Raw genomic sequence first — 26,099 nt, forward strand, 5'->3', positions numbered from 1 at the left:
CTTGCTCTCCATGGCGGCGCTGTGGGTGTTCGCCGCCTGGGTGACCCTTCGCGAGGGCGTCAACCTGCTCTGGGTCTCGCAGCTCGACAACGCCGTGGTCGGGCCGAGCGAGCCGCTGCTCGTCGAGCTGCAACGGGAACGCCGGCTGTCGATCATCCGGCTCGGCGACGGGACGATCCGCGCCCGCAAGGATCTGGAGACCCAGCGCAAGCAGGCCGACCGAACGATCACCACCTTCGAGGAGGCGGCGAGTTCGAGCGTGGTCGACTGGGCGACGGACGGCGACGGGGCCAAGCGGGTCGCCGACGTCTTCCGGCGGCTCGACACGCTCAAGACCACCCGGCAGGCCATCGACGCGGGCCGGATGAACCGGGTGCAGGCCACCGATGCCTACGCCGACGTCATCGACTCCATCTACCGGCTCTACGGCTCGGTGGCGACCCTCGACGACAAGATCGTCGCTAAGGACATCCGCACGCTCCTCGCGCTGAGCAGGGCCCGCGAGGTTCTCGCCCGGGAGGACGCCCTGCTCGCCGGCGCCCTGGCCGAGGGACGGCTGACCCCCGCGGAACACGCGCAATTCGCCGAGACCGTGGGCGCCTGGCGCATCCTCGCCGAGCAGGCGGCCGGCGAGCTGCCCGACTCCGAGAAGGCCGCCTACGACAAGCTGGCCGCGAGCGCCACGTTCAACAACCTGCGCGAGCTCGAGAACCGGCTCGTCGAGCAGGACGCCAGCATGGAGAGCGTCCCGTTCGGCGCCGGCCAGTGGAAGACCGCTTCCGAACGCGCCCTCGCCGACTTCAACGCCTTGGTGCTCAGCGCGGGTGACCGCCTCGTGGACCGCGCGACGCCGGTCGCGATCGGCGTGGTCGTGCGACTGGTCCTGGCCGGCGGCCTTGGGCTCATCGCGGTCATCGCGTCGATCGTCCTGTCCATCACCACGGCCCGTACGCTCCTCGCCCAGTTGCAGAAGCTGCGTGACGCCGCGCACGAGCTGTCCGACGAGCGGCTGCCCCGTCTGGTGGAGCGGATCGGGCACGGCGAGGAGGTGGACCTGGCGCGCGAGGCCCCATCGCTGGACTTCGGTGAGGACGAGATCGGGCAGGTCGGCCAGGCGTTCAACACCGTGCAGCGCACGGCGGTCAGCGTCGCCGCCGAGCAGGCCGAGCTGCGGCGCAGCATCCGCGACATCCTGCTCAGCCTGGCCCGCAGGACCCAGGGCCTGGTGCACCGGCAGTTGACCGTGCTCGACGTGATGGAGCGGCGCGAGACCGACCCCGAGGAGCTGAAGGAGCTCTTCCGGCTCGACCACCTGGCCATCCGGATGCGGCGCAACGCCGAGAACCTCATCGTGCTGTCCGGCTCCTCCCCAGCCCGTGTCTGGCGCCGCTCGGTGCCGATGGTCGACGTCGTACGCGGCGCGCTGGCCGAGGTGGAGGACTACACCCGGGTGACGCTCATGCCGATGGGCGACGTCGTGCTGCTGGGCCGCGCCGTGGGTGACGTCATCCACCTGCTGGCCGAGCTGATCGAGAACGCGGCCTCCTTCTCGCCGCCCTACACCACCGTCGAGGTCCGCGGGCAGCTGGTGGCCAACGGATACGTGGTCGAGATCGAGGACCGCGGGCTCGGCATGAAGCCGGAGGACCTGGAGTCCGCCAACGAGCGCATCGCGGACCCGCCGGAGTTCCGCATCACGGGCACCGCGCGCCTGGGACTGTTCGTGGTCAGCCGCCTGGCCGGGCGCCACGGGATCCAGGTCGTGCTCAAGTCCTCACCGTACGGGGGGACCACGGTCGTGGTCCTGATCCCCCAGGAGCTCGTCCAGCTGGGAGAGGCGCCGGAGGAGGGCGATGAGCCGGCGCGGCTGCCCCGCAGGAAGGCGGTCACCACGGCGGCGCGGACGGCCGCTCCGGAGAACGTACGCCGGCTGACGGTGGCTCCGCCCCGCGACCCCGCCGAGCAGGAGCCCGCACGGGAGCGCGTGCGTCCGGAGTCTGAACGCGAGCGCGTCCGCCCGGAGTCCGAACGGGAGCGCGTGCGTCCGGAGTCCGAACGGGAGCGTGTCCGTCCGGAGCCGAGGCGCGCGCGACCGGAGCCCGCACAGGATCAGCCCCCCGCCGAGTTCACCCCTTCCGGCCTGCCCTTGCGGGTGCCACAGGCCAGCCTTGCCCCCGCCCTGCGTGACGAGGCGCCCGCCACGCGACCGAACCCCGAGGAGGACGATGACGAACGCTCGCCGGAAGAGATCCGCGCGATGATGGGATCTCTGCAGTCGGGCACCAGGCTGGGCAGGACCGAAGCGGCCAAAATCATGGACGGGCTCGATGGAGAGCAACCGGGAGGCGAGACGTGACACCTGGTTCCGGCACGGATCTGAACTGGCTGCTCGATGATCTGATCGGCCGGGTCAAGGAGGCCGAGCACGCCATCGTCCTGTCTTCTGACGGACTGTTGATGGCCTCGTCCGCGGCGTTGCAGCGGACGGACGGCGAGCACCTGTCGGCGGTGGCCTCCGGGCTGCAGAGCCTGGCCAAGGGCTTGTCCGAGCACGTGCGCGGCGGCACGGTCAAGCAGACGGTGGTGGAATTGCGCTCGCGGTTCCTCATCGTGACCGTGGCGGGCGAGCGGGCGTGCCTGGCCGTCCTGTGCACGCAGAACGCGGACATCGGGCTGGTCGCCTACGAGATGGCCATGCTCGTCGCCCGGGTCGGCCAATACCTCACCTCGGGCGCCCGTGCCGAGGCCGTGGCCAGGGGTGATCGGTGAACACCCCTGGTCACGGCCCCACGGACGGGCCCGAGGACGAGCACTGGGTCGATCCGGAGATCATCCGGCCGTACGTGGTGACGCGGGGGCGGACCCAGCCCACCCATGGCAAATTCGACCTGATCTCCATGGCCGTGGCCATCGGCCCGACGCCTGGTCCCGAGGCCGGGCTCGACCCCGAACATCTGTCGATCCTGCGGCTCTGCCGCGAGCCCAAGTCCGTCGCCGAGATCGCCGCGCACCTGGACCTGCCCGCGGGCACGATCCGGGTGCTGCTCGGCGACCTGTTCGACAAGGAACTCGTCTCGGCCCAGGAACCGCAATCCGAGGTGGACATGAACGATATGAAGATGTACAGGGCGGTGCTCGATGGCCTTCGATCGCTCTGACCGCCCGCGCCTGCCGACCGCGATCAAGATCCTGGTCGCGGGTGGTTTCGGCGCGGGTAAAACCACGCTGGTCGGCGCGGTCTCCGAGACGCGCCCCCTGCGGACCGAGGAGATCCTGACCGACCGCGGCATCGGCATCGACGACATCTCCTCCGTGGAGGCCAAGCGGACGACGACCGTGGCGATGGACTTCGGCCGCATCACGCTCAGCCCCGACTACGTGCTGTACCTGTTCGGCACGCCGGGGCAGGAGCGGTTCTGGTTCGTCTGGGACGAGTTGGCCGAGGGCTCGCTGGGCGCGGTCATCCTGGCCGACACCCGCCGCCTGGCCGACTGCTTCCCCTCGATCGACTACTTCGAGCGCCGTGGCACGCCGTTCGTGGTGGCGGTCAACTGCTTCGAGGGCTCGCGGACGTTCGAGCTCGACGAGGTACGGCTGGCGCTCCAGCTGAACCCGTCGATCCCGATCATCATGTGCGACGCCAGGAAGCGCGACTCGAGCAGGGAGGTGCTGATCACCCTGGTGAAGCATTCCGCCAAACTCCGCGCGGAGCCTGTGGCTCCTTGATCCAGAGCGCCGGTCCGGCCGCGTTCGGCTGGTGGATCATCGCGTTCGCGCTGTTCCTGATCCCGTGCGCGATCGTGACCGGGCAGCTGGGCGCCATGTTCCCCGGCGAGGGCTCGATCTACCTGTGGACCAGCAAGGCGTTCGGGCCGTTCTGGGGGTTCTTCGCCGGGTTCTGCGCGTGGTGGCCGGGCGTCCTGGTGATGGTGGCCACGGGCACGCTGACGATCTCGTTCCTCGGCTTCGTCTTCCCCGCCGTCGGCGCCCTGTCCGTGCAGGCGCAGGGCGGGCTGATCGTGGCGATCCTGGTGCTGGCGGCCGTGCTTGCCGTGCTGCGGTTCCGCCTGACGCAGAACGTGGTCAACATCGTCTTCCTCGCGTACGGCCTGGCCATCGCGCTGATCTTCGCGGCCGGGCTCGCCTACCTGCTGTGGGGCTCGCTCGCCGTGATGGTCGCCTACCTCGCCGCCACCTGGGGCGTGATGGTCTCGGTTCCGGCGGACCGCTCGGCGCAGATCACCGCGGTGGCGGCCGCGGTCGGCATCGGGCTGGGCGCCTGGGCGGGCAAGCTGGTGGCGCTCCTTCTGGCGGCGATGTTCTTCATCATCACCGTGGTCTACAACTACTCCTTCGCCCGCCTGATCTTCGTCTCCGGGCTCGACCAGCGGCTACCCAAGGCCGTCTCGCACGTCAACGCGCAGAAGGTGCCGGACGTGGCGGTCTGGATCCAGACCGTGCTGGCCGCGCTGTTCACCGTGGCGGCGTTCATGTCGGCCGCGCCGGCCGACGCGCAGACCAAGGTCTACAACGTGCTGCAGGCGGCGGTCATGGTCATCTGGTGCCTGTCGCTCGTGGTGGGGCCCTGCTGTACCTGCTCGGCGCGGGCGGCAGGCGAAAGGGCCCGGCCTGAGCCGGGCCCCCATGACCAGCGGGTGTCAGTGCTCGGTAGCCTTCTCGGCGCCGACGCCGGTGAGCGAGCGGACCTCGATCTCGGCGTACTTGGCCGCGTTGTACTCCTTGCTCAGGATCGTGCCGAGGTAGCCGAACAGGAAGCCCAGCGGGATCGAGATGATGCCCGGGTTGCTCAGCGGGAACCAGTTGAAGTGCGCCGTCTTGAACAGGGCCGTCTCCGAGCCGGACACCACCGGCGAGAAGATGACCAGCAGCAGGGCGGAGATCAGGCCGCCGTAGATGGCGCTGACCGCGCCCGCCGTGTTGAACCTCTTCCAGAACAGGCTGTAGAGGATCGCCGGCAGGTTGCCCGAGGCGGCCACCGCGAACGCCAGCGCCACCAGGAACGCGACGTTCTGTCCCTGCGCCAGGATGCCGAGGCCGATGGCGACCGCGCCGATGACGAACGCGGAGATGCGGGCCACCAGCACCTCCTCGCGCTCGGTGGCGTTGCCGCGCCGGAACACGTGCGCGTACAGGTCGTGCGAGAAACTGGAGGAGGAGGCCAGCGTTAGGCCGGCCACCACGGCCAGGATCGTGGCGAAGGCCACCGCGCCGATCAGCGCCAGCAGGATCGTGCCGCCCGCCGAGCCGAGGAACGTCTCGCCGACGGCCTTGGCCAGCAGCGGGGCGGCCGTGTTGCCCGCCTTGTCCGAGGCGGCGATGGCCTTGCTGCCGACCAGGGCCGCCGCGCCGAAGCCGAGGACCAGGGTGAGCAGGTAGAACACGCCGATGATGCCGATGCCCCAGAGCACCGACTTGCGGGCGTCCTTGGCCGTCGGGACCGTGTAGAAGCGGATCAGGATGTGCGGCAGGCCCGCCGTACCGAGGACCAGGGCGAGGCCGAGGCTGATCAGGTCGATCTTGCCCGCCAGGCCCTGCGCCTCGGTGCCGTACTTGAGGCCGGGGATGAGGAAGTTGCCGTTCTTGCCGCTCTGCGTCGCCGCGTCGCCCAGCAGGGACGACAGGTTGAAGCCGTAGTGGCCCAGCACCAGGAGGGTGATCAGGGCGGCGCCGGTCATCAGCAGCACGGCCTTGACGATCTGCACCCAGGTGGTGCCCTTCATGCCGCCGAACACCACGTACACGATCATGAGGGCGCCCACCCCGACGATCGTCCACGCCTTGCCCGAGGGGCTGGTGATGCCGAGCAGCAGGCCGACCAGGGCGCCCGCGCCGACCATCTGCGCCAGCAGGTAGAAGATGCTCACCGTGATCGTGGACACGCCCGCGGCGGTCCTGACCGGGCGCGGGCTCATCCGGAAGGCCAGCACGTCGGCCATCGTGAACTTGCCGGAGTTACGCATCAGCTCGGCGACCAGCAGCAGCGCCACCAGCCACGCCACCAGGAAGCCGATGGAGTAGAGGAACCCGTCGTAGCCGGACAGGGCGATGATGCCGGCGATGCCGAGGAAGGACGCGGCCGACATGTAGTCGCCGCCGATCGCCAGGCCGTTCTGCACGCCGCTGAACGACCGGCCGCCGGCGTAGTAGTCGGCCGCGGTCTTCGTCTGCCTGCTCGCCCAGAACGTGATGACCAGCGTGAGCGCGACGAAGGTGAGGAAGAGAATGGTGGCCAGGGTCTCGGACTTCACTGGGTCTTCTCCTCGACCTCGTGGCGGAGCTTGTCGGCGATCGGGTCGAGCTTCTTGTCGGCGTGCCTGGAATACGCCCACGCGATCCAGAACGTGGAGACGAACTGCAGCAGGCCGAAGATCAGCGCCACGTTGATGTTGCCGAACAGCTTGATCCCCATGAAGTCACGCGCCCACCCGGACAGCACCACGTAGAGCAGGTACCACACCAGGAACGCCGCGGTCATGGGGAACGTCCACCGCCGGAAGCGCCGCTTCAGGTCCTGGAATTCGGCGCTCCCCTGAATCTCTTCATAGACGGATGCGTCATGTTGTTTAGTCGTCACGAGCCCTCCACTGTGATGCGGATCACGCACAAGATAGGAGCGAAACCTATCCTTCGTGGAGGGCCCTGGGGAGGCTGTTCGGCGAGCCGCCGCAGCTCAGCGCCTAGTTGGGACGGAGTTGCGGCGAAAGGTCGCATCCGCGCGATGAACGGTCACGACAGCTCGCGCCAGCGCCACAGCAGCGCCGCCCGCCGCAGATGCGCCCGTACGGCCAGGACCGCCGAAACACCGATCAGCACTGCCCCGATCCGCCTCGTCCGCGACAGCGACCTCGACAACCGGGTCAGCCCGGCGACCAGCTCGGCCCGGTCCACCAGGGCGGCGGCCGGATCGGCGGCCACCGGATCGGCGGTCAACTCGGTCTCGGCCGTGCCGTACTCGTGGCGCAGCCGATCCATCACCGTCCGCCGGGCGTGCCAGGCCCGCACCAGCTCCGCCAGCGCCTCGCGCTCGCCGAGCTGGCATCTCACCACCAGTAACTCATCTGCCACCTTGCCTCCTTGCCGGCACAGTCGGGGCGAAAGGCCATCAGGTTCATACTTGCTCTGAGTAATCAAATGACTACCCTGAGAGGCAATTGTGGTGAGCCTTCCCGGCATGCTGATGTGATCGGCGTGATTCCATCGGAGGATCGGCTCTTCCGCGAGCTCAACGCGGCGATGGGGCAGGGGGCGAGCCCCGACGAGCTGGGTGAGGCGATCTCGCGCGCCGTCTCGCGGTGGGTGAGTCATGACGCGCTGCGGCTGGTCGGCACCAGTCCGGCGACCGGGCTGGGACTCGGGTCCTTCAGCTTCTGGCACCGCTACGAGCCGGCGCTCATCCGCGCGCTCGCGATGAGCCGCTACCTCGACGACGATCCGTGCCGCCCGGCCGCGCTGGCCCGGCGGCCCGTGCCGGTGGGCCTGGTGGGCGCGGGATGCGGCGGCAACCGCTGCAAGCAGCACGGCGAGGGGCCGTGCGAGCTGCACGGCGACCGGCTGACGCGGGAGGTGCTGCTGGCGCATGGTGCGGGCTGCGAACTCCGGCTGCTGCTGCGCGACTCCCACGGCGTGTGGGGGTTGCTCGGACTGATCCGCTCGGAAGGCGGGCGGCCGTTCGGCGCCGAGGACGCGGACAGAGCGGTACGGCTGGCCCCGGCGCTGCTGGCCGCGCTGCGCCGCTATGTGACCGTCGCGCCGCTGACCCCGTCGTTCCCGGCGCTGCCCGCGGGCCTGATCGTGATAGGCGCCGACCACGCCATCCGCGCGGTCACGCCGCAGGCGCGCGCGTGGCTGGCGCAGATGTGGACGCCCGGCCGGTGCGACCTGCCCGACTGGCTGGCCGACACGTCGATGGAATGCCTGTCACTCGACACGCGGACATACGCCCGCGATCCGGATTCCTGGCGGCCGCGGATCTGCGCGCCGGCGGCCATCTTCGGCCGCTGGACAGTGATCGAGGGCCAGCCTCTCTCCCCCGACGGCGACGGCGACGTGGCCATCGTCATCCAGGCGGCCACCGGCCCGCTGCTGCTCCCGTCGTTCTGCGACTGGTACGGCATCACGCCGCGCGAACGATGCGTCGTGGAGTGCCTGTACGCCGGCGCGGCCCCCAAGCAGATCGCCCGCCGCCTCGACCTGTCGGTGCACACGGTCAACGACCATCTGAAGGCGGTCTTCCGCAAGACCGGCGCCAGCGGCAGGGACGAGCTCATGGCCGCGCTCACCGGCTGACGATCGTCACCCCTTGACCGCACCGGCCGTGAGCCCTTCGACGATGTAGCGGCGGATCGCGGCGAACAGCACCAGCGTCGGCAGCACCGAGACCACCGTGGCGGCGGCCATCGAGCCCCAGTCGATGTCGTACTGGGTGATGAAGGAGTTCATGGCGACGGGGATCGTCTTGGCGTCCTCGCTGTCGATGAACGTGATCGCCAGGAACAACTCGTTCCAGCACTGCACGAAGGCGAAGATGAACGTCGCGGCGATGCCCGGCAGCATCACCGGGATCACCACCCGGACCATGGCGACCAGCCGGGAGGCCCCGTCGACCTGCGCGGCCTCCTCCAGGGCCACGGGGATGCGCTCGTAGAAGCCGCGCATGATGATCGTGGAGAACGGCACCAGCATGGCGACGTACACGAGCATGAGCCCGGCCAGCCGGTTGAGCAGGTCGAGGTCGGACATCAGCAGATAGAGCGGGCCGAGCGCGATGAACAGCGGGAGCATCTGGGTGACCAGGAACGCCAGCATGAGCGCGCCCCGCCCGGGGAAGCTGAAGCGGGCCAGCGTGTAGCCGCCGAGCACGCCGATCATGGTCACCGCCCCGGCCGCCACCAGCGAGACGAGCAGGCTGTTGAGCAGGTAGGTGCCGAAGTCGGCGAAGGAGAACAGGTCCGCGTAGTGCTCGAACGTCACGTTGCCCGGCCAGTATTTGATCGGCATCGAGAAGATCTCGGCCTTGGGCTTGAGCGAGGTGACGACGATCCAGTAGAGGGGGAAGAGCGTGATCAGCAGCCAGACGCCGAGCACGATCGCTTTGGCCAGGCGTCTCATCGGGCCTTCTCGAATCGGGTGGCGTTCAGGTAGAAGACGCTGAAGGCGAGCAGCAGGCCGAGGACGAGCATGCCGACCGCGCCCCCTCGGCCGTAGTCGCCGCCGATCACCTGCTGGATGAGGAACGTGGTGATGATGTCGGTGCTCCCCGCGGGTCCGCCGCCGGTCATCGAGTAGATCAGGTCGGGGAAGTTCAGGATCCAGATGATGCGCAGCAGCACGATCAGCGCCAGCGTCGGCCGGATGTGCGGCAGCGTCACGTGCCAGAACTGCCTCAGCCGTGACGCCCCGTCCACGTCCGCCGCCTCATAGAGCTCACGGGGCACCGACTGCAGGGCCGCCATGATCATGATGGCGAAGAATGTCACGCCGTACCAGACGTTGGCGATGATGACCGAGGTCATCGCCCACCCGGGCGTCGCGAGGAAGCCGATGCGGTGCTCGATGATGCCGCTTCTGAGCAGCAGGTCGTTGATCACCCCGAACTGCCCGTTGAACATCCACCGCCACAGCAGCCCGATCAGGAACCCCGACATCGCCCAGGGGAAGAACACCCACGCCTGGTAGAGCCCCCGGCCGCGGAAGTGCCGCCGCAGCAGCAGCGCCAGCCCGAAGCCGAGGAAGAACTGGAAGAACAGCGACACGACCACCCAGGTGCCGGTGTTGCGGAGCGCCGTCCAGAACCGGTCCTCGGCCAGCACCGCGCGGAAGTTCGCAAGGCCCACGAACGGCGTCGAGGTCAGGTCGAACAGGTTGTACTGCTGGAAGGCGATGATCGCGCCGCGGATCACCGGATAGTACGTGAAGAGCACCACGAAGACCACGCCGGGCAGCAGGCACAGGGCGATGAACCTGGCCTTGCGGGTGGTGAACGCGGGTCTGGCGGATCCCACGCTCACGAGACCTTCTTCGCCTGGTCCGTCCAGAACGCGTCCCACGACTTGAGCACCTCGGCCGTGGTCTTCTTGCCGGTGAGCAGCGCCTGCACGTCACGGTCGGAGTCGACGCGGAACTGGCTCCAGCCCGGGTAGTCGACCGGCCGGATCGTGATCACCTGCTTGGGGTCCTGCTGTGCCTGGAGGTAGGCCTTCCAGGCGCCCTGGGAGAACTGCGGGTCGCTCTGGGCCTGCTTGGAGATCGGGATGAGCGAGTTGTCCTTGGCGAAGGCGATGCTCTGCTTGGCCTCCGACAGGAACTGCACCAGCTTGACCGCCTCCTTGGGATGCTGGCTGAAGGAGGTCGCGCCCCAGCCGGCGTAGCCGACCGGCTGGAAGGCGTAGCCCGACGGACCCTTGGGGATCGGGGCCGTGGACCAGGTCTTGACCGAGCTCTCCTGGACCGTCTTGATCACTTCGGGGTCCTGGATGAGCATGCCGGTGACGCCCGAGGTGAAGCCCTGGACCATCTCCGGGTAGCCCCACGACACCGAGTCGGGGGGCGAGATCTCCTTGAAGATCTTCACGAACAGGTCCGTGGCCTGGACGGCCTCGGGGGTCGAGAAGATCGTCCGCTTGTCCTTGAGGTAGAAGGACTTCTCGGGGTTCAGGGCCTCGCCGTTGTAGGCGCTGATCATCTGCACCACATAGTCGGCGCCGCCTATGCCGCCCCGGAAGGAATAGCCGAACCTGTCGCCCGAGGTCATCTTCTTGCCGGCCTCGTAGAGCTCCTGCCAGGTCGTGGGCGGCTGGGTCATGCCCCAGTCGGTCCGGTAGAACAGCGTGCGCTCATAGAAGCCGTACGGGATGAGGTACGGCTTGCCGCCGACCTCGACCGCCTTCTTCTGGGCCAGCTCGGTCAGGTCGGACCAGCCCGCCCATTCCGTGGTCGGCAGCACGGCCAGCCAGCCGTTGTTGGAGAAGGACTTGGCCGTGTGGTCGCGGACCTCCAGGACGTCCAAGCCCTTCTTCGTCTGCAGGATCTGGGTGATCTTCTGGTCGGCGCTGTCGAGCGGCGGCGAGATCAGCTCCACCTTGATCTTCGGGTTCGCCTTCTCGAAGTCCGCGATCAAGGTCTTGATCAGCTTCGTCCGTTCGGGGCTGGTCAGGCTCTCGATCATGCGCAGCCGTACCTCCCCAGAGGACGACCCGGAGCCGCAGCCCGCGAGCACCAGTGTCGCCGCGGCGAAGACAGGGAGGAGGGGGGTTCTCATCTGAGCCTCCAGAGAGGTAAGACAGCGCTGTCAATCACGCTAGGGGACTGGCACCCTCCAGCGCTAGACCGAGGTCCTTGATCAACGTATCGGCGGGCTCCAGCCCGACCGACAGGCGGACCAGCCCGATCGGGATGCCCATGGTCGCTCGTACGCTCTCCTCGGTCGAGAGCGCGGGCGCGTTGACCAGACTCTCAAAGCCTCCCCAAGACACTCCGATCCTGAAATATCGCAACAAATCGATGAATGCTGCGACCACCGGCCGGGAGTCGGTGTCCAGTTCCAGGCTGAACAGGCTGGAGAAGCCGGACATCTGGCGAAGTGCCTGCGCGTGGCCGGGATGCGAGGGCAGCCCGGGATAGTTGACCCGCCGCACCGCCGGATGATCCGCCAGGAACCCGGCCACGGCCAGCCCGCGTTCCTGGTGCGCCGCCATCCGTACCGGCAGCGTCCGCAGCCCCTTGATCACCTTGGCCGCGTCGTGCGGCGACATGGCCGCCCCGTAGAGCTGATACTCGGTCAGCGCCAGCGGCCTGATGAGCCGCGACGGCCCGATCACCACGCCGCCGACCAGGTCGCTGTGGCCGCCGATGTACTTCGACAGCGAGTGCACGACCAGGTCCACCCCGAGCGTCAGCGGCTTCTGGAACAGCGGCGTGGACCAGGTGTTGTCCATCACCGTCACCAGCCCCCGCTCCCGCGCCCAGGCGGTCACCTCCGCGATGTCCACGACGGCGTAGGCCATGTAGGAGGGCGACTCGAAGTAGAGTAGGCGGGTGCTCACCGTGATAGCGCTGTCACAGCCTTCGAGGTCATCGACGTGCGTATGCGTGACGCCGAACTTCTCCAGGTAACGCAGGAACTGGGTGGTGGGCCCATAGACCGCGCCCAGCACCAGCACATGGTCACCGGCCTTCACCAGCGAGGAGATGGTCGCGGCGATCGCGCCCATTCCCGAGGCGAAACACTTGGCCCGCTCCCCCCGCTCCAGCGCGGCAAGCTTGCGCTGCGCCAGGTCGACCGTCGGGTTGGTGCCCCGCCAGTAGACGTAGCGCTCGTCCTCGTTCCTGATCGCCTCACCCAGCTCGCCGGCCGTCTCGAAGGTGAACAGGGAGTTCTCGAACACCGGCGGGTTGACCGCGCCCAGCATCCACGGCTCGTCCTCGCCCAGCCGTCCACAGATCCATTCATCATCCATGGGGGCACCATATGACAGGCCACAAGGGAGCCATCAACCCGACCATGGCCGACGTCGCCCGGCGTGCGGGTGTGAGCCTGAAGACCGTCTCGCGGGTGGTCAACCAAGAGCCGCACGTGAGCGCGCCACTGCGGCAGCGGGTGCAGGAGGCCATCAGCGCGCTCGGCTTCCGCCGCAACGAGGCGGCCAGCCGGCTGGCCCGCCGCGCCACCATGCTGACCCTCGGCCTGATCATGGAGAACATCTCCAACGAGTTCTACTCCCGCCTGGCCAAGGCGGTGGAAGCGGCGGCGGCCGACCATGAGGCGCTGGTCGTCTTCGGCTCCTACGAGGAACGGCCGGAGCGGGAGCGGATGCTCGTGGAGTCCATGTACGCCCGGGGCGTCGACTCGCTGATCATCGTGCCGTCGGCCGCCGACCACGCCTGGCTCGGCGAGCACGGCGGCCTGACCACGGTGTTCGTGGACCGGGTGCCGCACGGCCTGGAGCAGGCGGACGTGGTGCTGCTGGACGACGTCAGGGGCGGCCGGATGGCGACGGAGCACCTGCTGCGGCACGGCCACCGGCGCATCGGGCTGATCTCCGACGACGACGGGATCAGCTCGGTCCACGACCGCGCCTCCGGCTACCGCGCGGCGCTGCGGGAGGCTGGGGTGGCGGTGGACGAGTCGCTGGTGGTGCGGGAGGTGTTCGACCCGTGGCGGGCCGGACAGGAGGTGACGCGCCTGCTGTCACTGGCCGACCCGCCGACGGCGTTCTTCGCCACCAACAACCGGGCCGCGATCGGCATCCTCCAGGCACTGCGCGAGCGGCCCGAACGCCCCGCGTTCGTGGGCTTCGACGACTTCGCGCTGGCGGAGGTGTTCAACCCGGGGGTGACGGTGGTGCGCTACGACGTGACGCGACTGGGCCGGAGCGCGGTGGACCTGCTCCTGGACCCCTCGGACCAGCCGCGGCGGGTCAAGGTCCCGGTCGAACTGATCACCCGCGGCTCCGGCGAGCAGCCCCCTCAGAAGTCGAGCTGATCATCCGCGGCTCCGGCGAGCAGCCCCCTGAGACTCAGGACGAGCGGGGTCGCCAATCGCCGCGGTCCAGGTCAAGGTCCTCCGGGGTGTGCAGGCGGACCATGGTGCGCGCCACACCCGCCGGGACCCGGTGCGGGGTCAGGAACGACACCGCCACCATCACCGCGAACGCGATCGGCACCGTCCAGGCGGCCGGCTGGGCCAGCAGGGCGCCCGCGAGCCCGTCCCACGGCCCGCCGGTGATCGTGGCCAGCACCGCCGCGCTGGCCAGCCCGCCGCCCACCAGCAGCCCGGCCAGCGCGCCCGTGGTGCTGAGCCGGCGCCACCAGATGCCGAGCACGAGCAGCGGGCAGAACGACGAGGCCGCCACCGCGAACGCCAGCCCCACCACGTCGGCCACCGGCAGGGCCCGCGCCCACAGCGCCAGGGCCAGCGGCACGGCGACCGCCATGAGCGTGGCGGCCCTGAACGAGCGGACGCTGCCCTTGAGCAGGTCCTGGGCGATAACCCCGGCCACCGACACGGTCAGCCCCGACGAGGTGGACAGGAACGCCGCGAACGCCCCCGCCGTGACCAGCGCGGTCAGCAGGTCGCCCAGGGTGCCGCCGACCATCCGCTCCGGCAGGGTCAGCACGACCGCGTCGGTCCCCACCAGTTCGGGTACGTACAACCGGCCCAGCCAGCCGTACAGCGCGGGCAGCAGGTAGAACGCGCCGAGCAGCGACAGGACCACGAGCGTGGTGCGGCGCGCGGTCCGGCCGTCGGGGTTGGTGTAGAAGCGGACGAGCACGTGCGGCAGGCCCATGGTGCCCAGGAAGGTGGCCAGGATCAGCGAGTACGTCGAGTACAGGCCGTACTCCTTGCCGCCGGCGAGCGGCACCTGCCAGGTGGCCGCGTCGGCGGCGCTCACCGCGGGCGCCCCGTCCGCGCGCCACGCCATGAGCAGGAACACCAGCGGTACGGCCAGCGCCGTCAGCTTGAGCCAGTACTGGAACGCCTGCACGAACGTGATCGACCGCATGCCGCCCGACAGCACGTTGACCGCGACCACGGCCGCCACCAGCAGCCCGCCCACCCACACCGGCGCCCCGGTGACCGTCCGCAGCACCAGGCCCGCGCTCTGGAACTGCGGCATCAGGTAGAGCCAGCCGATGAGCACGACGAGCACGCTGGCCGTGCGGCGTACGGTCATCGACTCCAGCCTGGCCTCGGCGAAGTCGGGCAGCGTGTACGCGCCCGAGCGGCGCAACGGCGCGGAGACCAGCACGAGCAGCACGAGGTAGCCACCGGTCCAGCCGACGGGCAGCCACAACATGTCGGCGCCGAACGACAGGATCAGCCCCGCCACCCCGAGGAACGACGCCGCCGACAGGTACTCGCCGCCGATCGCCGAGGCGTTCCACAGCGGGCTGACCGAGCGGGAGGCGACGTAGAAGTCGGAGGTCGTACGGGAGAACCGGATCCCGAACGCCCCGATGAGCACGGCCGCCACCACCACGACGACGACCGCGGCGAGGCTCATGGGCGTTCGACCAGGTCGGCGAAGTGGCGCTCGTTGCGTTCGGCCTGCCGTACGTAGAGCCAGGCGCCCACGACGAAGGCGGGGTAGATGAGGCCGGCGAGCACCGCCCACGGCAGCGGGATGCCCAGCAGGTCCACCTCGCGCAGCTCCGGAATGGCCAGGAACAGCAGCGGCAGACCGCACACCACGCACGCCAGCACCGTGCAGACGAACAGGGCCAGCCGGAACTGGGTGCGCAGCAGCGAGCGCATGTACACCTCGCCGAGGTGCGTCTGCTCGTCGATCTCCCGGGTGGCCGGGTAGCGGGGGCGGCGCGCGGCGGCGGTGCGGGGGCTCGTCACCGTGACCCGGCGCGCGGTGTCGTGGCGGGCGAGCGGCACCCGGCGGGCAGGGCGGGGCTCCGGGCTCACTCCGGCCGTCCTCTCTTGGCCCTGCGGACGAGCATGTCGCGCAGTTCGCGGGTGTGGCGGCGGCTGACCGGGATCTCGGTGTCGCCGACCCGGACCGTGCACTTGCCGGAGTCGATGTGCAGCTCCTCGATGTGCTTGACCGCGACCAGGTGGCTGCGGTGCACCCGGACGAACCCGGCCGAAGCCCAGCGGTCCTCCAGCGTGGCCAGCGGGATGCGTACCAGGTGGCTGCCGGCGGCGGTGTGCAGACGGGCGTAGTCGCCGTGCGCCTCGACGTACACCACGTCGGTGCTGGAGACGAACCGGGTCACGCCGCCCAGTTCAACCGGGATGGTGTCGGACTCGCCGAGCTCGACCGGCACGTCGGCCGAGACGGCCACCCGCCTGATCGCCTCGGCCAGCCGTTCGGGGCGCACCGGTTTGAGCAGGTAGTCCTCGGCCTTGATCTCGAAGGCGTCGACCGCGTGCTCCTCGTACGCGGTGACGAACACGACCCGGGGCGGGTTGGCGAACTGCGACAGCAGCCGCCCGAGCACCACGCCGTCGAGCCCGCGCATCCTGATGTCGAGGAAGACGGCGTCGATCGGCCGGCCGTCGGCGATGGCACGGTCGAGCAGCTTCAGCGCCGCGGCGCCGTCCCTCGCGGTGGCCACCTCCCCGATACGAGGGTCGGCGCGCAGTAAGTACGACAGGTCTTCCAGAGCGGGTAGCTCGTCGTCGACGGCGAGGACCCGAAGTTGTGCCATACACAGTGATAAAACCGACAACAAAGATCGAGGTCAACGGGCCGAGACGCCGGGGTGATACTTCGGCAACCTGATGTTGACCTTCGTGCCCGCGCCGGGGCCCGTCTCGACGACCAGCCCGTACTCGTCTCCGTACACCTGGCGCAGCCGCTCGTCCACGTTGGCCAGCCCCACTCCGCCCGCGGGGGCTATCTCACCTGCGAGGATGCGGCGCAGCTTGTCGGGCTCCATGCCGAGGCCGTCGTCCTCGACGCTGAGGCGGCACTCGGCTCCGGCGTCCTCGGCGACGATCGTGATGCGGCCGACGCCGTTCTTGCTCTCCAGGCCGTGGCGGACCGCGTTCTCCACCAGCGGCTGCAGGCAGAGGAAGGGCACCGCGACGGGCAGCACCTCGGGGGCGATGCGGAGGGTCACCTGGAGCTGGTCGCCGAAGCGGGCGCGTTCCAGGATCAGGTAGCGGTCGATCGAGCGCAGCTCCTCGGCCAGCGTGGTGAACTCGCCGTGCCGGCGGAAGGAGTAGCGGGTGAAGTCGGCGAACTCCAGCAGCAGTTCGCGGGCGCGTTCTGGGTCGGTGCGGACGAAAGACGCGATCGTGGTCAGCGAGTTGTAGATGAAGTGCGGCGAGATCTGCGCCCGCAGCGCCCGTACCTCGGCCTCCATCAGCAGGGTGCGGGAGCGGTCCAGCTCGGCCAGCTCCAGCTGCGAGTCCACCCAGCCGGCCACCTCCTGGGCGGCCCTGACCAGCCCCGCCGAGGCGTGCGGGCCGTAGGCCGCCAGCGCGCCGACGACCCGGTCGTCGGTGGTGAGCGGTACGACCACGGCGTGCCGGATCGGGCATTCGAGCAGCTCGCACTCGATGGCGAGCACCTGGGTGCGGCCGTCCTTCAGCGTCGCGCCCGCGTGCTCGAACGCCTGACCCGCGTGGTGCTCCCCCGCGCCGTCGTAGACGAGCAGCCGCTTCCCGTCGGTGATCGCCAGCGCCGACGAGCCGAGCAGCGTACGCAGGTGCCGCGACGCCTTCTGGACGGCCTCCTCGGTCAGCCCGGCGCGCAGCGGCGGCCCGGCCAGGGACGCGGTGTGCAGGGTCTCGAACGTGGCCCGCTCGGCCGGGCTGGTGCCCAGCTCGCGCCGCCCGCGCAGAACCCTCCAGAGCACGATCGCGGGCACGCCCACGAGCACGGTCACCACGGCGACTCCGACCAGGTATTCCACGCCGCCGGAGCCTAGCGCCCGCCTTGACGCTTCGACAGTCCCGATCTACGTTCCGACAAAGAGCAAGGAGTTCCTGTCATGGGCCTCGATCCGAAGAACTGGGCCGGCCTGAAACCGTTCGGGCTCGGCGAGCAGAAGCCCAACAACTACCTCGAGATCTGGAAGGCCGTCCGCGAGAACCGCGGTCAACGGCGGTATGCCTGGCGGATCCTGCGTGACGGCGCCTGTGACGGCTGCGCGCTCGGCACCAGCGGCATGCGCGACTGGACGATGGACGAGGTCCATCTGTGCAACATCCGCCTGCGGCTGCTGCGGCTGAACACGATGCCGCCGCTGGACGGCGGGCTGCTGGCGGACGTGTCGAAGCTGGCCGGCAAGAGCAGCGCGGAGTTACGCGACCTGGGCCGGCTGCCGTACCCGATGCTGCGGGAGAGCGGCGACGCCGGGTTCCGGCGGATCGGCTGGGACGAGGCGCTGAACCTGGCCGCCGACCGGCTCCGGCAGGCCGGGCCGGACAAGTTCGGCCTCTACATGACCAGCCGCGGCGAACCCAACGAGAACTACTTCGCCGCGCAGAAGGCCGTGCGCGCGCTGGGCGGCAACTCGATCGACAACGCGGCCAGGATCTGCCACTCTCCCTCGACCGTAGCGCTGAAGGGGTCGCTCGGCGTGGCCGCCACCACCTGCTCCTACACGGACTGGATCGGCAGCGACCTGATCGTCTTCATCGGCTCGAACGTGGCCAACAACCAGCCGGTCGCGATGAAGTACCTCTACCACGCCAAGAAGGAGGGCACGAAGGTCGCGGTGGTCAACACCTACCGCGAGCCCGGCATGGACAAGTACTGGGTGCCGTCGAACATCGAGAGCGCGGTCTTCGGCACCAGGATCACCGATCGGTTCTTCCTGGTGAACGTGGGCGGCGACGTCGCGTTCCTCAGCGGCGTGCTCAAGATGATGATCGACAACAACTGGGTGGACCACGAGTTCGTCGACTCGCACACCACGGGCTACACGGAGCTGGCCGAGTCCCTCAGCAAGCGCTCGTACGAGGAGCTGAGCGCGCTCTCCGGGGCCTCGGAAGACGACATGCGCGAGCTGGCCAGGATGCTCCACGAGGCGAAGACCGCCGTGCTGGTGTGGTCGATGGGCGTCACGCAGCACGAGTTCGGCGAGGACAATGTCCGGTCGATCATCAACCTGGGGCTCGCCAAGGGCTTCGTGGGCCGCGAGAAGTCCGGGCTGATGCCCATCCGCGGCCACAGCGGCGTGCAGGGCGGCGCCGAGATGGGCGCCTACAGCACGGCGCTGCCGGGCGGCCTGGCCGTCACTCCGGAGAACGCCGCCACGTTCGCGGAGCTGTGGGGCTTCGAGGTGCCCTCGTCGCCCGGCCGTACCGCCCCCGAGATGCTGGAGGCCGACCTGGACGTGCTGATCTCCAGCGGCGGCAACTTCCTGGAGGTCCTGCCCGACCCGGCCGCCTCCCGCCGGGCGCTGGCCCGGATCCCGCTGCGGGTGCACATCGACATCTGCCTGTCGAGCCAGATGCTGGTGGAGCCCGCCTCCGCGGTGCTCCTGCTGCCCGCCCAGACCCGCTACGAGATGATCGGCGGGGTCACGGCCACCTCCACGGAGCGGCGGATCATCTTCTCCCCCGAGATCCCCGGCCCGCGCATCCCCGAGGCCTGGCCGGAGTGGAAGATCACCACCGAACTGGCCGCCCGAACACGTCCCGAAATTTCTGAACAAGTGCGCTATTCCGGCACGCCGCAGATCCGCGAGGACATCGCCCGATCCGTGCCCGTCTATACGGGCATCGAGAACCTCAAGGCCAAGGGCGACAACCTCCAGTACGGCGGCCCGCTGCTCTGCGCGGGCTGGAAGTTCCCCACCCCCGACGGCCGGGCGCGCTTCTCGGTGGTCGAGGTGCCGCCGCTGAACCGCCCCGACGGCACGTTCGTGGTCACCACCCGCCGGGGCAAGCAGTTCAACTCGATGGTGTACGAGAAGCGCGACGCCCTCACCGGCGCCACCCGTGAGGCCGTGCTGATGAACCCGATCGACGCCGACCGGCTCGGCCTGAAGGACGGCGACCCGGTACGGCTGAAGAGCGACACCGGCGAACTGACCGGGCGGGTCGTGCGCGCCCCCGTCACGCCGGGCAACCTGCAGGTCCACTGGCCGGAGGGCGAAGTGCTCATCGACCGGAACAAGCGCTCGCCACAGGCGGGCATCCCCGACTACAACGCGGTGGTGAGGGTCGGATGAATCGCTGGTTACTCGCGGCAGCCGCGGTACTCTTCCAGCTCGCGCTGGGCGCCGTCTACTCCTGGAGCGTGTTCTCCAAGGCGCTCCAGGCTAAGGCGAGCGACTTCGACCTCACCAAGGCGGAGGCCGCGCTGCCGTTCTCGGTGACGATCGGCATGATCTTCCTGGGCACCTTCATCGGCGGCCGGATCCAGGACGTACGCGGCCCGCGACCGGTGGCCCTGGCGGGCGGCGTGCTCTACTCGCTCGGCATCCTGCTGGCCGGCTTCGCCGCCGACCACTCGCGGTTATGGCTGCTCATCCTCGGCTACGGCGTGATCGCGGGCTTCGGCCTCGGGCTCGGTTACATCGTGCCGATCGCCATGCTGCAGAAGTGGTTCCCGGACAAGCGCGGGCTGATCACCGGGATCGCGGTGGGCGGCTTCGGCTTCGGCGCCGTGGTGACCTCGCCCGTCGCGCAACGGCTGGTCGAGTCCAACCCGGCGGTGCCGACTCGGGCGTTCCTCACGCTGGGCGTGGCGTACCTGGTGATGACGCTGGTGGGCGCGTTCTTCTTCCGCAACCCGCCGGCCGACTACCACGTGGCCGCGACCGGGCGGATCGCCGCCGGCGGGCGCGAGTACACGCAGGGCGAGGCGCTGCGTACGCCGCAGTGGTACCTGCTGGCCGCCGTCCTCTGCCTCAACGTGACGGCGGGCATCGCGCTCATCTCGGTGATCAGCTCGGCCGCCACGTCCATCGCCGGCTACACCGCGGCCGCCGCGGCCACGCTGACCGGCGTCATGGGGCTGTTCAACGGCGCCGGGCGGATCTTCTGGGGCTGGATCTCGGAGCGGACCGGGCGGATGTTCGCCTTCGCCGGGATGCTCGGCCTGCAGGGGATCTGCTTCCTGCTGCTCGGCCACGCCTCGCAGGTGGCCGTGTTCGCGGTCCTGTCGGCGGTGGTCTACCTCTGCTACGGCGGCGGGTTCGGCACCATGCCCGCCACCGCGGGCGACTTCTTCGGCCTGCGCAACGCGGGCGGCATCTACGGGCTGATGATCGTGGCCTGGAGCGTCGGTGGGATCGTCGGGCCGCTGCTCGCGGCCGCGCTCATCTCGGGCGACAACTACACCACGGCGTTCACCGTGATCGGGATCATCGCGCTGGTGGCCCTCGTGCTGCCGCTCGTCACCCGGCCGCCGAAGGCCGAGCGGGTCGTCACTCCGCAGGAAGCGCTTTAGCGATCAGCTCGGCGTAGGACCGCGCCTCCTCCTCCGAGGCGTACTTGGTGCGTGGCCAGAAGAAACCGCGCAACCCGTCCTTCGGGTTGCGCGGTACCACGTGGACGTGCAGGTGCGCCACGCTCTGGCTGATGCGGTTGTTCATCGCGACGAACGTACCGGCCGCGTCCAGCCCTTCCTCGACCGCGCGGGTCAGCAGCTGGACCCGCTCGAAAAAGGGGCCGACGTCGCCGAGCTCGCCGAAGGTCTCGACATGGAGCCTCGGTACGACCAGGACGTGGCCCTTGAAGACCGGGCGGGCGTCGAGGAAGGCGACGGCGACCTCGTCGGAGTGGACGATGTGGGCGGGCCGCTCGCCCGCGACGATCTCGCAGAACAGGTCGTTGCTCACCGGCCGACCCTACCGGGCCTTATCGGGCGGACCTGTCAGCGAAAGCCGTCCAGCTGGTCACGTTGGGCGCCGACCACTCCTCGGGCGCATGTAGGAAGTGCTCGCCCACATGCGCGCGAAGCCGGTCGGGCACCTCGGTCGTCTTGTGGCCGCGGCAGTGGTAGACCAGCCCGCCCTGGCGCTGCCCCATGGCCATCCACGGCAGCCACGGCGAGACCCGGCACCACGAGAACACGCACGGCACACTCGGCTCGCCGGAGTCGAGATCCTTGGCCGAGGCGAAGAACTGGAACAGCTCCAGCGCCCGATAGGTGTCACTGGCCGAGTTGTCGGGATAGTCGGCGACCTTGAGCGGCGATGGGTAGGCCAGCCGGATGTCGGCGTTGAAGACGACCTGGTCACCGAGCCTGGTGGTGGGGACGGGGTAGGCGCCGAAGCGCTGGTTGACCGGGTCGTTGAAGACGTGCCGGACCTCGACGGACGCCCCAGTGAACGGATTTTCCCAGGTGTCGAGGATCTCGCGGGACTTCGGGTCGAGGTAGGCCGCGGCCTCCCTGGTCAGCATCTGCCAGCCGCCATCGGTCTCGACCGCCCTGGCCACGTTGACGCCCTCGAAGCCGAACAGGTGGTGCGGGCCGTCGTCCTGCTGCCAGCCGTAGACGTCACCGGTCCACCACGAGATCGTCTCCGCGCCGTCGGTCGAGGCACGCACTCGCATGAAATCCACAGGTCTCCCCCACGGGTGCTCTATTTGACGACGACCGCGAAGATCGCTTCGCCCGACTGTGCCTTGCTCTGCTCGTCGACCGGGCCGGCGCTGGCGTTGGGGCAGCGCCAGCAGTCGTACAGCCTGATCTCGGTGTTGCCCGGGTGCTTGCCGTTGAAGACGAAGTAGCTGGTGCCGCCCGAGCCCGGCCCGCCGCCGGCGCTCTCGTGTTCCTTGCTGATGAACGAGGCCACCTTGGCATCGGGCACCGCCACGAGACGCCACTGGTCACCGGTGGACACGTTGTCGACCACAGCCAGCGAGAACCGCTGGCCCGCGCCGACCTCCACCGTGACGGTCGAGCCCTTGGCGCCCTTGATGACCTTGCCGTAGTCGCTGACGGCCGACCCCGCGCCGCAGCCCGTGCCGGCCCCCAGCATGAGGAGGGCCAGCAGGGCGGTGGCGGCCGTTCGACGAATCACTCAGGCAGGCTATCGGGATCGGGGCTCACTTGCTCCTGTTGCGCCTCATGATCCGGCGCAGGACCAGGGCCACAAGGGCGCCGGCGGCGGCGATGACCAGCACGGGGCGCTTCCTGGCCTCCGTGGTGACCTTGTCGGCCGCGTCCTTGACCTGGTCGGGGGTGACGTCTCGTACCTTGTCGGCCACCTCGGCGGCCTTGTCCTTCGCGACGTCCGCCACTACGACGGCCTTGTCCTTCGCCAGTTCGGCCACGGCGGCCGCCTTGTCCTTGGCGACCTCGGCCACTTCGACGGCCTTGTCCTTGGCGACCCCGGCCACCTCGGTGGCCTTGCCCTTCGCCGCCTCCGCCGCGTCGTTCGCCCGGCCCTTCACGTCCGCCTTGTCGGCCAGGGCAGCCACGGTGTCGCCGAGTTCCTGGCGGGTGTCCTTGATGTTTTTGTGCACGTCGTCCTCTTCCTCATCGTCGTCGTTGGCGTGCTCCGCCCTCAGAGACTCCGTCTCGCCTTCACGGGCCCCGGCCGCCTCGGTGCGCTCGTCCACCACGGGCGGTTCGGGGATGAAGGTCTCGTGCTCCCGGCGGGCGGCCTCCGCCTTCATCGCGTTCTCCACCGCGCCCGGCCTGGTCGGCGGTACGTTGACGGACTCGTGGTCCGTCGGCATACCGACCGTCGTCCGGCGGGCGCCCACGTCCCCGGCATGCTGCTCGCTATATCCCTGCTCGCCGTATTCGGGGTCCGTCTCACTCATCGCCGTGCCCTCTCCTTGACCACGTCGATATCGGCCTTGACGCTGGCGATCGTCTCTGCCGGCACCAGCGGCGCGGCCTGCTTCACCTGGTTCTTGCCGATGAGACCCAGCACGGCGGCGACGACGAACAAGACACCCGCCACAACAGCGGCAGCAGCCCACCCGGGCATCACCAGGGCGAGCAGCAGAATGACGGCGGCCACCAGAGCGGCGCCGCCGAAGAACGCGGTCATTCCCGCGGCCCCGAACAGGCCCGCCCCGAACCCCGCCCGCTTGCCCTTCCGCGTGAGCTCCAGCCGCGCCAGCCGCAATTCGTCCCTGACGAGCCGGGAGACCTGCTCGGAGAGATCGTTGACCAGCTTGTGGGTGTCGTTCACGTCGCCTCCTCTGCCGAGGAGGCGACTACCCAGCGAAGTGGCTTTCTATCACCGCTTGGCGGCTCGCAGCAGGAAGCCGACGACGGACAGAACCGGGGACTTGGGAACGTCGCACCAGTTGTCGGGCTGCTTGGGCTTGCTCCACGGGGAGGGCAGCTCACACGAAGGAGCCGACGGCTTGGGCCGTTCGCACCACGATCCGGGAGGATTCATATTTTCACTGTACAACTTCAACTGCGGGCGTCACGGGAATCTTCACCGTCGAGCGTCGCCGGAATCGGCGGGCCGCACGATGATGCCGGGCTGCGCGATGACGTGGATCAAAGGGGCGACCCGCCGGTAGGGGTCGCTCGACCCGGCCCGCTCCTCGCACTCCAGCAGCAGGTCCAGGTCGTCGGGGAGGGGCGCGTCGTCGGCCGCCAGGTCCGTGAGCACCCGCACGCCGTACCACTGCCGGATGCCCAGCCCTCGTACGGCCAGGCGCCGCGTCAGGTCGTCGAGCCGGTCGGCCCGCGCCCGGACGCCCAGGCGGTTGGTGTACGCGTCCGCGTCGAACGCCTCCCTGGCCGCCGCCCAGTCCCCCGTCATCCCGGGCCGCATGGCCAGCGCGTCGCCGTTGCGCACGAGCAGGGACAGCACCCCGCCGGGCGCGAGCACCGCCGCCATTGCGGTCAGGAGCGGGTCGGGGTCGTCGAAGTACATGAGCACGCCATGACAGAGGACCACGTCGAAGCTCCCGGGCCCGAACAGCTCCCCCAGCCGCTCGGCGGGCGCGTGCACCACCTCGATCGCCATCTCAGGCTCGACCCGCTCCTTCAGCAGCCCGAGCAGATCACTGGACGCGTCGAGCGCGGTCACCCGATGCCCCTGGGCGGCGATCCTGAGCGCCTGGGTGCCCTGCCCGCAGCCCACGTCCAGCACCCTGGCCGGGACGGGCGGGAGATGGGCCGCCAACTGCCGGCTCACCAGCTCCTGCCTGACCACGTCACGCAGGCTGCCCAGCCGCTCCCGCCACCGTTCCTCGCCTGCTGAGAACCCCATCATGAAGACCTTTCACAGAGTAAAACAACGGTCACGCAGTGTAGTATTTCCGATGACGCGAGCGAGAGGATGACCGCCATGGCCACCGGCACCACGCGCAGAAAGACACGCAGACGTGCACCCGCACCTGAGCCCCGACCTTCGCGCACGTGGGGTCCAGGCTGGGGACCGTCCGGACCGACTCAGACCGAGCTCAAGCGCGAACAACTCTGGCAAACCCTCATCCAACAGGACTGGAGAGCCGAGATCGTCGGTGGAAGGATAATAGTGAGTCCCTGGACAAAGAGGCGCCATGCGGATCTGGTCGACCAATTGATTGACCAGCTCAGCGACGTCAAGCGGGAGAACGGCTGGAAGTTCTACCAGACCTGGGCCGTTCACATCCCGCCCCATCGGGGCGACAAACGGCTTCCCGATCTGCTGGTCGCACCACCGGGCAGTCCGGAGTTCGACGAGAACCAGGCGTACGGCCACGGCGCGCTCCTAGCCGTCGAGATCACTTCCCAAGACAGCCGGACTGACGATCTGCAAATCAAGCCCGCCGAATACGCCCGCGCAGGCATACCCATCATGCTGATCGTCGACGACTTCTCCGACCCTCGATCGGTCACCCTGCTGTCAGACCCGCGTGATGGCGAGTATCGCAGCATGACCAAGGTGGATGAAGGCGAGCAGGTGAAGTTGCCGGAGCCGTTCGGAGTCGCGCTCGACACCGGCCTGATCTTCCGCTGAGCAAGGCACCCAGCCGGGGGCGCAGGTACGGGGCCTGAACAGCTTGATGACGCGAGCGAAAGGACGACCATGCCCACCGGCAGCACGTATGGGAAGGCACACGGGCACGACCCCGCCCCGGGTCCAGAACGCCCGCCGATCGCCGCACCCACGTGGGGCCCTGGATGGGGCGCCCTGGGCCCCACCGACGAGGAGCTCCGCCGCGAACAGGTGTGGGAGAGGCTCGTCGGGCAAGGACTGAGGCCGGAGATCGTGGATGGGCGGGTCTATGTGAGCTCCAGGGCCAAGAGACGGCACTGTGTCCTGGTCGACCGGCTGGCGGACCAGCTCTGCGACGTCAAGCGGAAGAACGGCTGGGAGTTCTACCAGTCCTGGGCGGTGCACATTCCGCCGGGGCGCGGCGACAAACGGCTGCCCGACCTCCTGATCGCCCCGCCGGGGAGCCCGGAGTTCGACGGCAACCAGGCCTACGGATACGGCACGCTGATGGCCGTCGAAGTGGTGTCGTCCGACAGCCGCGACGACGATCTGGAGGCCAAGCCGGTCGCCTACGCGCGGGCGGGGGTCCCGATGATATTGATCCTCGACGACTTCTCCACCCCTCCGTCAGTCAGGCTGCTCCACGGGCTGTGCGACGGCGCGTACGACGCCTCGATCGTCGTCGAGGCGGGGCAGCCGCTGCCACTGCCCGAGCCGTTCGGGGTCACGCTCGAGACCGGGCCCATCTTCCGCTAGGCGAG

At 69.3% G+C, this 26,099-nt stretch carries 30 protein-coding genes and 1 pseudogene; 11 read left to right on the plus strand and 20 right to left on the minus strand.

What is annotated here, in order from left to right:
• Window positions 1-10 precede the first annotated feature (10 nt).
• The 5 genes and pseudogenes from AB0L53_RS24935 to AB0L53_RS24955 all read left to right on the plus strand — a co-directional run.
• Window positions 11-2,356: a nitrate- and nitrite sensing domain-containing protein gene (locus AB0L53_RS24935; RefSeq protein WP_363998521.1), complete on the plus strand. Its 2,346-nt coding sequence runs from the start codon at window positions 11-13 to the stop codon at window positions 2,354-2,356.
• Window positions 2,353-2,769, plus strand: a complete 417-nt coding sequence (locus tag AB0L53_RS24940; protein WP_358553505.1) for a roadblock/LC7 domain-containing protein — start codon at window positions 2,353-2,355, stop codon at window positions 2,767-2,769. Before AB0L53_RS24935 ends, AB0L53_RS24940 begins: the two co-directional genes overlap by 4 nt.
• Window positions 2,766-3,158 carry a DUF742 domain-containing protein gene (locus AB0L53_RS24945; RefSeq protein WP_358553507.1) on the plus strand — a complete coding sequence of 131 codons (393 nt, stop codon included), beginning with the start codon at window positions 2,766-2,768 and terminating at the stop codon, window positions 3,156-3,158. Before AB0L53_RS24940 ends, AB0L53_RS24945 begins: the two co-directional genes overlap by 4 nt.
• Window positions 3,139-3,726: an ATP/GTP-binding protein gene (locus AB0L53_RS24950; RefSeq protein ID WP_363998132.1), complete on the plus strand. Its 588-nt coding sequence runs from the start codon at window positions 3,139-3,141 to the stop codon at window positions 3,724-3,726. The genes AB0L53_RS24945 and AB0L53_RS24950 overlap by 20 nt, the downstream gene beginning before the upstream one ends.
• Window positions 3,633-4,091 (plus strand): annotated as a pseudogene (locus tag AB0L53_RS24955) (amino acid permease); the annotation flags it as partial. The gene AB0L53_RS24950 and the pseudogene AB0L53_RS24955, both read left to right, overlap by 94 nt.
• A gap of 89 nt (window positions 4,092-4,180) precedes the next feature.
• Here AB0L53_RS24955 and AB0L53_RS24960 read toward each other — a convergent pair.
• From AB0L53_RS24960 to AB0L53_RS24980, 5 genes are all read right to left on the minus strand, one after another.
• A complete protein-coding gene (locus AB0L53_RS24960; RefSeq protein ID WP_363998534.1) occupies window positions 4,181-4,330 on the minus strand; it encodes a hypothetical protein in 150 nt (49 codons plus the stop codon).
• Between the two features lie 15 nt (window positions 4,331-4,345).
• Window positions 4,346-4,522, minus strand: a complete 177-nt coding sequence (locus tag AB0L53_RS24965; RefSeq protein WP_363998536.1) for a hypothetical protein — start codon at window positions 4,520-4,522, stop codon at window positions 4,346-4,348.
• 136 nt (window positions 4,523-4,658) lie between these two features.
• A complete protein-coding gene (locus AB0L53_RS24970; RefSeq protein WP_358551462.1) occupies window positions 4,659-6,269 on the minus strand; it encodes a cation acetate symporter in 1,611 nt (536 codons plus the stop codon).
• Complete coding sequence (locus tag AB0L53_RS24975; RefSeq protein ID WP_357951155.1) at window positions 6,266-6,595, minus strand: DUF485 domain-containing protein; 330 nt, start codon at window positions 6,593-6,595, stop codon at window positions 6,266-6,268. The genes AB0L53_RS24970 and AB0L53_RS24975 overlap by 4 nt, the downstream gene beginning before the upstream one ends.
• A gap of 152 nt (window positions 6,596-6,747) precedes the next feature.
• A complete protein-coding gene (locus AB0L53_RS24980; RefSeq protein ID WP_363998136.1) occupies window positions 6,748-7,086 on the minus strand; it encodes a hypothetical protein in 339 nt (112 codons plus the stop codon).
• A 123-nt stretch (window positions 7,087-7,209) separates the two neighbouring features.
• On the opposite strand from AB0L53_RS24980, the gene AB0L53_RS24985 reads away from it, so the two are divergent.
• Window positions 7,210-8,307 (plus strand): helix-turn-helix transcriptional regulator, encoded by a 1,098-nt coding sequence (locus tag AB0L53_RS24985; protein ID WP_363998139.1) that lies wholly within the window; start codon window positions 7,210-7,212, stop codon window positions 8,305-8,307.
• 6 nt (window positions 8,308-8,313) lie between these two features.
• On the opposite strand, the gene AB0L53_RS24990 is transcribed toward AB0L53_RS24985, so the two are convergent.
• The 4 genes from AB0L53_RS24990 to AB0L53_RS25005 are packed head-to-tail and all read right to left on the minus strand — an operon-like array spanning window position 8,314 to window position 12,476.
• Window positions 8,314-9,129 carry a carbohydrate ABC transporter permease gene (locus AB0L53_RS24990; protein WP_363998142.1) on the minus strand — a complete coding sequence of 272 codons (816 nt, stop codon included), beginning with the start codon at window positions 9,127-9,129 and terminating at the stop codon, window positions 8,314-8,316.
• Window positions 9,126-10,028: a sugar ABC transporter permease gene (locus AB0L53_RS24995; protein ID WP_363998145.1), complete on the minus strand. Its 903-nt coding sequence runs from the start codon at window positions 10,026-10,028 to the stop codon at window positions 9,126-9,128. The genes AB0L53_RS24990 and AB0L53_RS24995 overlap by 4 nt, the downstream gene beginning before the upstream one ends.
• Complete coding sequence (locus AB0L53_RS25000) at window positions 10,025-11,278, minus strand: sugar ABC transporter substrate-binding protein (protein WP_363998148.1); 1,254 nt, start codon at window positions 11,276-11,278, stop codon at window positions 10,025-10,027. The genes AB0L53_RS24995 and AB0L53_RS25000 overlap by 4 nt, the downstream gene beginning before the upstream one ends.
• A 34-nt stretch (window positions 11,279-11,312) precedes the next feature.
• Complete coding sequence (locus AB0L53_RS25005) at window positions 11,313-12,476, minus strand: PLP-dependent aspartate aminotransferase family protein (protein WP_363998151.1); 1,164 nt, start codon at window positions 12,474-12,476, stop codon at window positions 11,313-11,315.
• A gap of 11 nt (window positions 12,477-12,487) precedes the next feature.
• Between AB0L53_RS25005 and AB0L53_RS25010 the strand changes: the two genes are divergently transcribed.
• Entirely contained in the window at window positions 12,488-13,501 is a 1,014-nt protein-coding gene (locus AB0L53_RS25010; RefSeq protein WP_363998154.1) for a LacI family DNA-binding transcriptional regulator, read from the plus strand.
• A 34-nt stretch (window positions 13,502-13,535) separates the two neighbouring features.
• Here AB0L53_RS25010 and AB0L53_RS25015 read toward each other — a convergent pair whose 3' ends face one another.
• The 4 genes from AB0L53_RS25015 to AB0L53_RS25030 are packed head-to-tail and all read right to left on the minus strand — an operon-like array spanning window position 13,536 to window position 17,391.
• Window positions 13,536-15,023 (minus strand): cation acetate symporter, encoded by a 1,488-nt coding sequence (locus tag AB0L53_RS25015; RefSeq protein ID WP_363998157.1) that lies wholly within the window; start codon window positions 15,021-15,023, stop codon window positions 13,536-13,538.
• The gene (locus AB0L53_RS25020; RefSeq protein ID WP_357642944.1) at window positions 15,020-15,433 is read right to left on the minus strand and encodes a hypothetical protein; all 414 of its coding nucleotides are present in this window, start codon (window positions 15,431-15,433) and stop codon (window positions 15,020-15,022) included. The genes AB0L53_RS25015 and AB0L53_RS25020 overlap by 4 nt, the downstream gene beginning before the upstream one ends.
• Complete coding sequence (locus AB0L53_RS25025; protein WP_363998160.1) at window positions 15,430-16,179, minus strand: LytTR family DNA-binding domain-containing protein; 750 nt, start codon at window positions 16,177-16,179, stop codon at window positions 15,430-15,432. Before AB0L53_RS25025 ends, AB0L53_RS25020 begins: the two co-directional genes overlap by 4 nt.
• 33 nt (window positions 16,180-16,212) lie before the next feature.
• Entirely contained in the window at window positions 16,213-17,391 is a 1,179-nt protein-coding gene (locus tag AB0L53_RS25030; RefSeq protein ID WP_357951129.1) for a histidine kinase, read from the minus strand.
• Between the two features lie 78 nt (window positions 17,392-17,469).
• On the opposite strand from AB0L53_RS25030, the gene AB0L53_RS25035 reads away from it, so the two are divergent.
• Together AB0L53_RS25035 and AB0L53_RS25040 are read left to right on the plus strand one after the other, a co-directional pair.
• Window positions 17,470-19,659, plus strand: a complete 2,190-nt coding sequence (locus tag AB0L53_RS25035; protein ID WP_363998163.1) for an FdhF/YdeP family oxidoreductase — start codon at window positions 17,470-17,472, stop codon at window positions 19,657-19,659.
• Window positions 19,656-20,882, plus strand: coding sequence for an OFA family MFS transporter (locus AB0L53_RS25040; RefSeq protein ID WP_363998166.1), 1,227 nt, complete (start codon window positions 19,656-19,658; stop codon window positions 20,880-20,882). The genes AB0L53_RS25035 and AB0L53_RS25040 overlap by 4 nt, the downstream gene beginning before the upstream one ends.
• Here the strand turns inward: AB0L53_RS25040 and AB0L53_RS25045 are convergent.
• From AB0L53_RS25045 to AB0L53_RS25075, 7 genes are read right to left on the minus strand one after another with little or no spacing between them, the layout of a single operon-like run.
• Window positions 20,860-21,273, minus strand: coding sequence for an HIT family protein (locus tag AB0L53_RS25045; RefSeq protein ID WP_363998169.1), 414 nt, complete (start codon window positions 21,271-21,273; stop codon window positions 20,860-20,862). The genes AB0L53_RS25040 and AB0L53_RS25045 overlap by 23 nt on opposite strands.
• Window positions 21,274-21,292: 19 nt before the next feature.
• Window positions 21,293-21,991, minus strand: coding sequence for a DUF1838 family protein (locus AB0L53_RS25050; RefSeq protein WP_363998172.1), 699 nt, complete (start codon window positions 21,989-21,991; stop codon window positions 21,293-21,295).
• Between the two features lie 29 nt (window positions 21,992-22,020).
• Complete coding sequence (locus AB0L53_RS25055) at window positions 22,021-22,461, minus strand: protease inhibitor I42 family protein (RefSeq protein ID WP_363998175.1); 441 nt, start codon at window positions 22,459-22,461, stop codon at window positions 22,021-22,023.
• Window positions 22,462-22,486: 25 nt separating this feature from the next.
• The gene (locus AB0L53_RS25060; RefSeq protein WP_363998178.1) at window positions 22,487-23,209 is read right to left on the minus strand and encodes a DUF3618 domain-containing protein; all 723 of its coding nucleotides are present in this window, start codon (window positions 23,207-23,209) and stop codon (window positions 22,487-22,489) included.
• Entirely contained in the window at window positions 23,206-23,586 is a 381-nt protein-coding gene (locus AB0L53_RS25065) for a phage holin family protein (protein ID WP_363998181.1), read from the minus strand. Before AB0L53_RS25065 ends, AB0L53_RS25060 begins: the two co-directional genes overlap by 4 nt.
• A gap of 48 nt (window positions 23,587-23,634) precedes the next feature.
• A complete protein-coding gene (locus AB0L53_RS25070) occupies window positions 23,635-23,799 on the minus strand; it encodes a hypothetical protein (RefSeq protein WP_357951111.1) in 165 nt (54 codons plus the stop codon).
• A 42-nt stretch (window positions 23,800-23,841) separates the two neighbouring features.
• Window positions 23,842-24,630, minus strand: a complete 789-nt coding sequence (locus AB0L53_RS25075) for a methyltransferase domain-containing protein (protein ID WP_363998183.1) — start codon at window positions 24,628-24,630, stop codon at window positions 23,842-23,844.
• 75 nt (window positions 24,631-24,705) lie between these two features.
• On the opposite strand from AB0L53_RS25075, the gene AB0L53_RS25080 reads away from it, so the two are divergent.
• Both AB0L53_RS25080 and AB0L53_RS25085 read left to right on the plus strand, forming a co-directional pair.
• Window positions 24,706-25,359 carry a Uma2 family endonuclease gene (locus AB0L53_RS25080; protein WP_363998185.1) on the plus strand — a complete coding sequence of 218 codons (654 nt, stop codon included), beginning with the start codon at window positions 24,706-24,708 and terminating at the stop codon, window positions 25,357-25,359.
• Window positions 25,360-25,428: 69 nt separating this feature from the next.
• Window positions 25,429-26,094, plus strand: coding sequence for a Uma2 family endonuclease (locus tag AB0L53_RS25085; RefSeq protein ID WP_363998188.1), 666 nt, complete (start codon window positions 25,429-25,431; stop codon window positions 26,092-26,094).
• Window positions 26,095-26,099 lie beyond the last annotated feature (5 nt).

The sequence above is a fragment of the Nonomuraea sp. NPDC052129 genome, from assembly GCF_040680095.1.
Lineage (GTDB): Bacteria > Actinomycetota > Actinomycetes > Streptosporangiales > Streptosporangiaceae > Nonomuraea.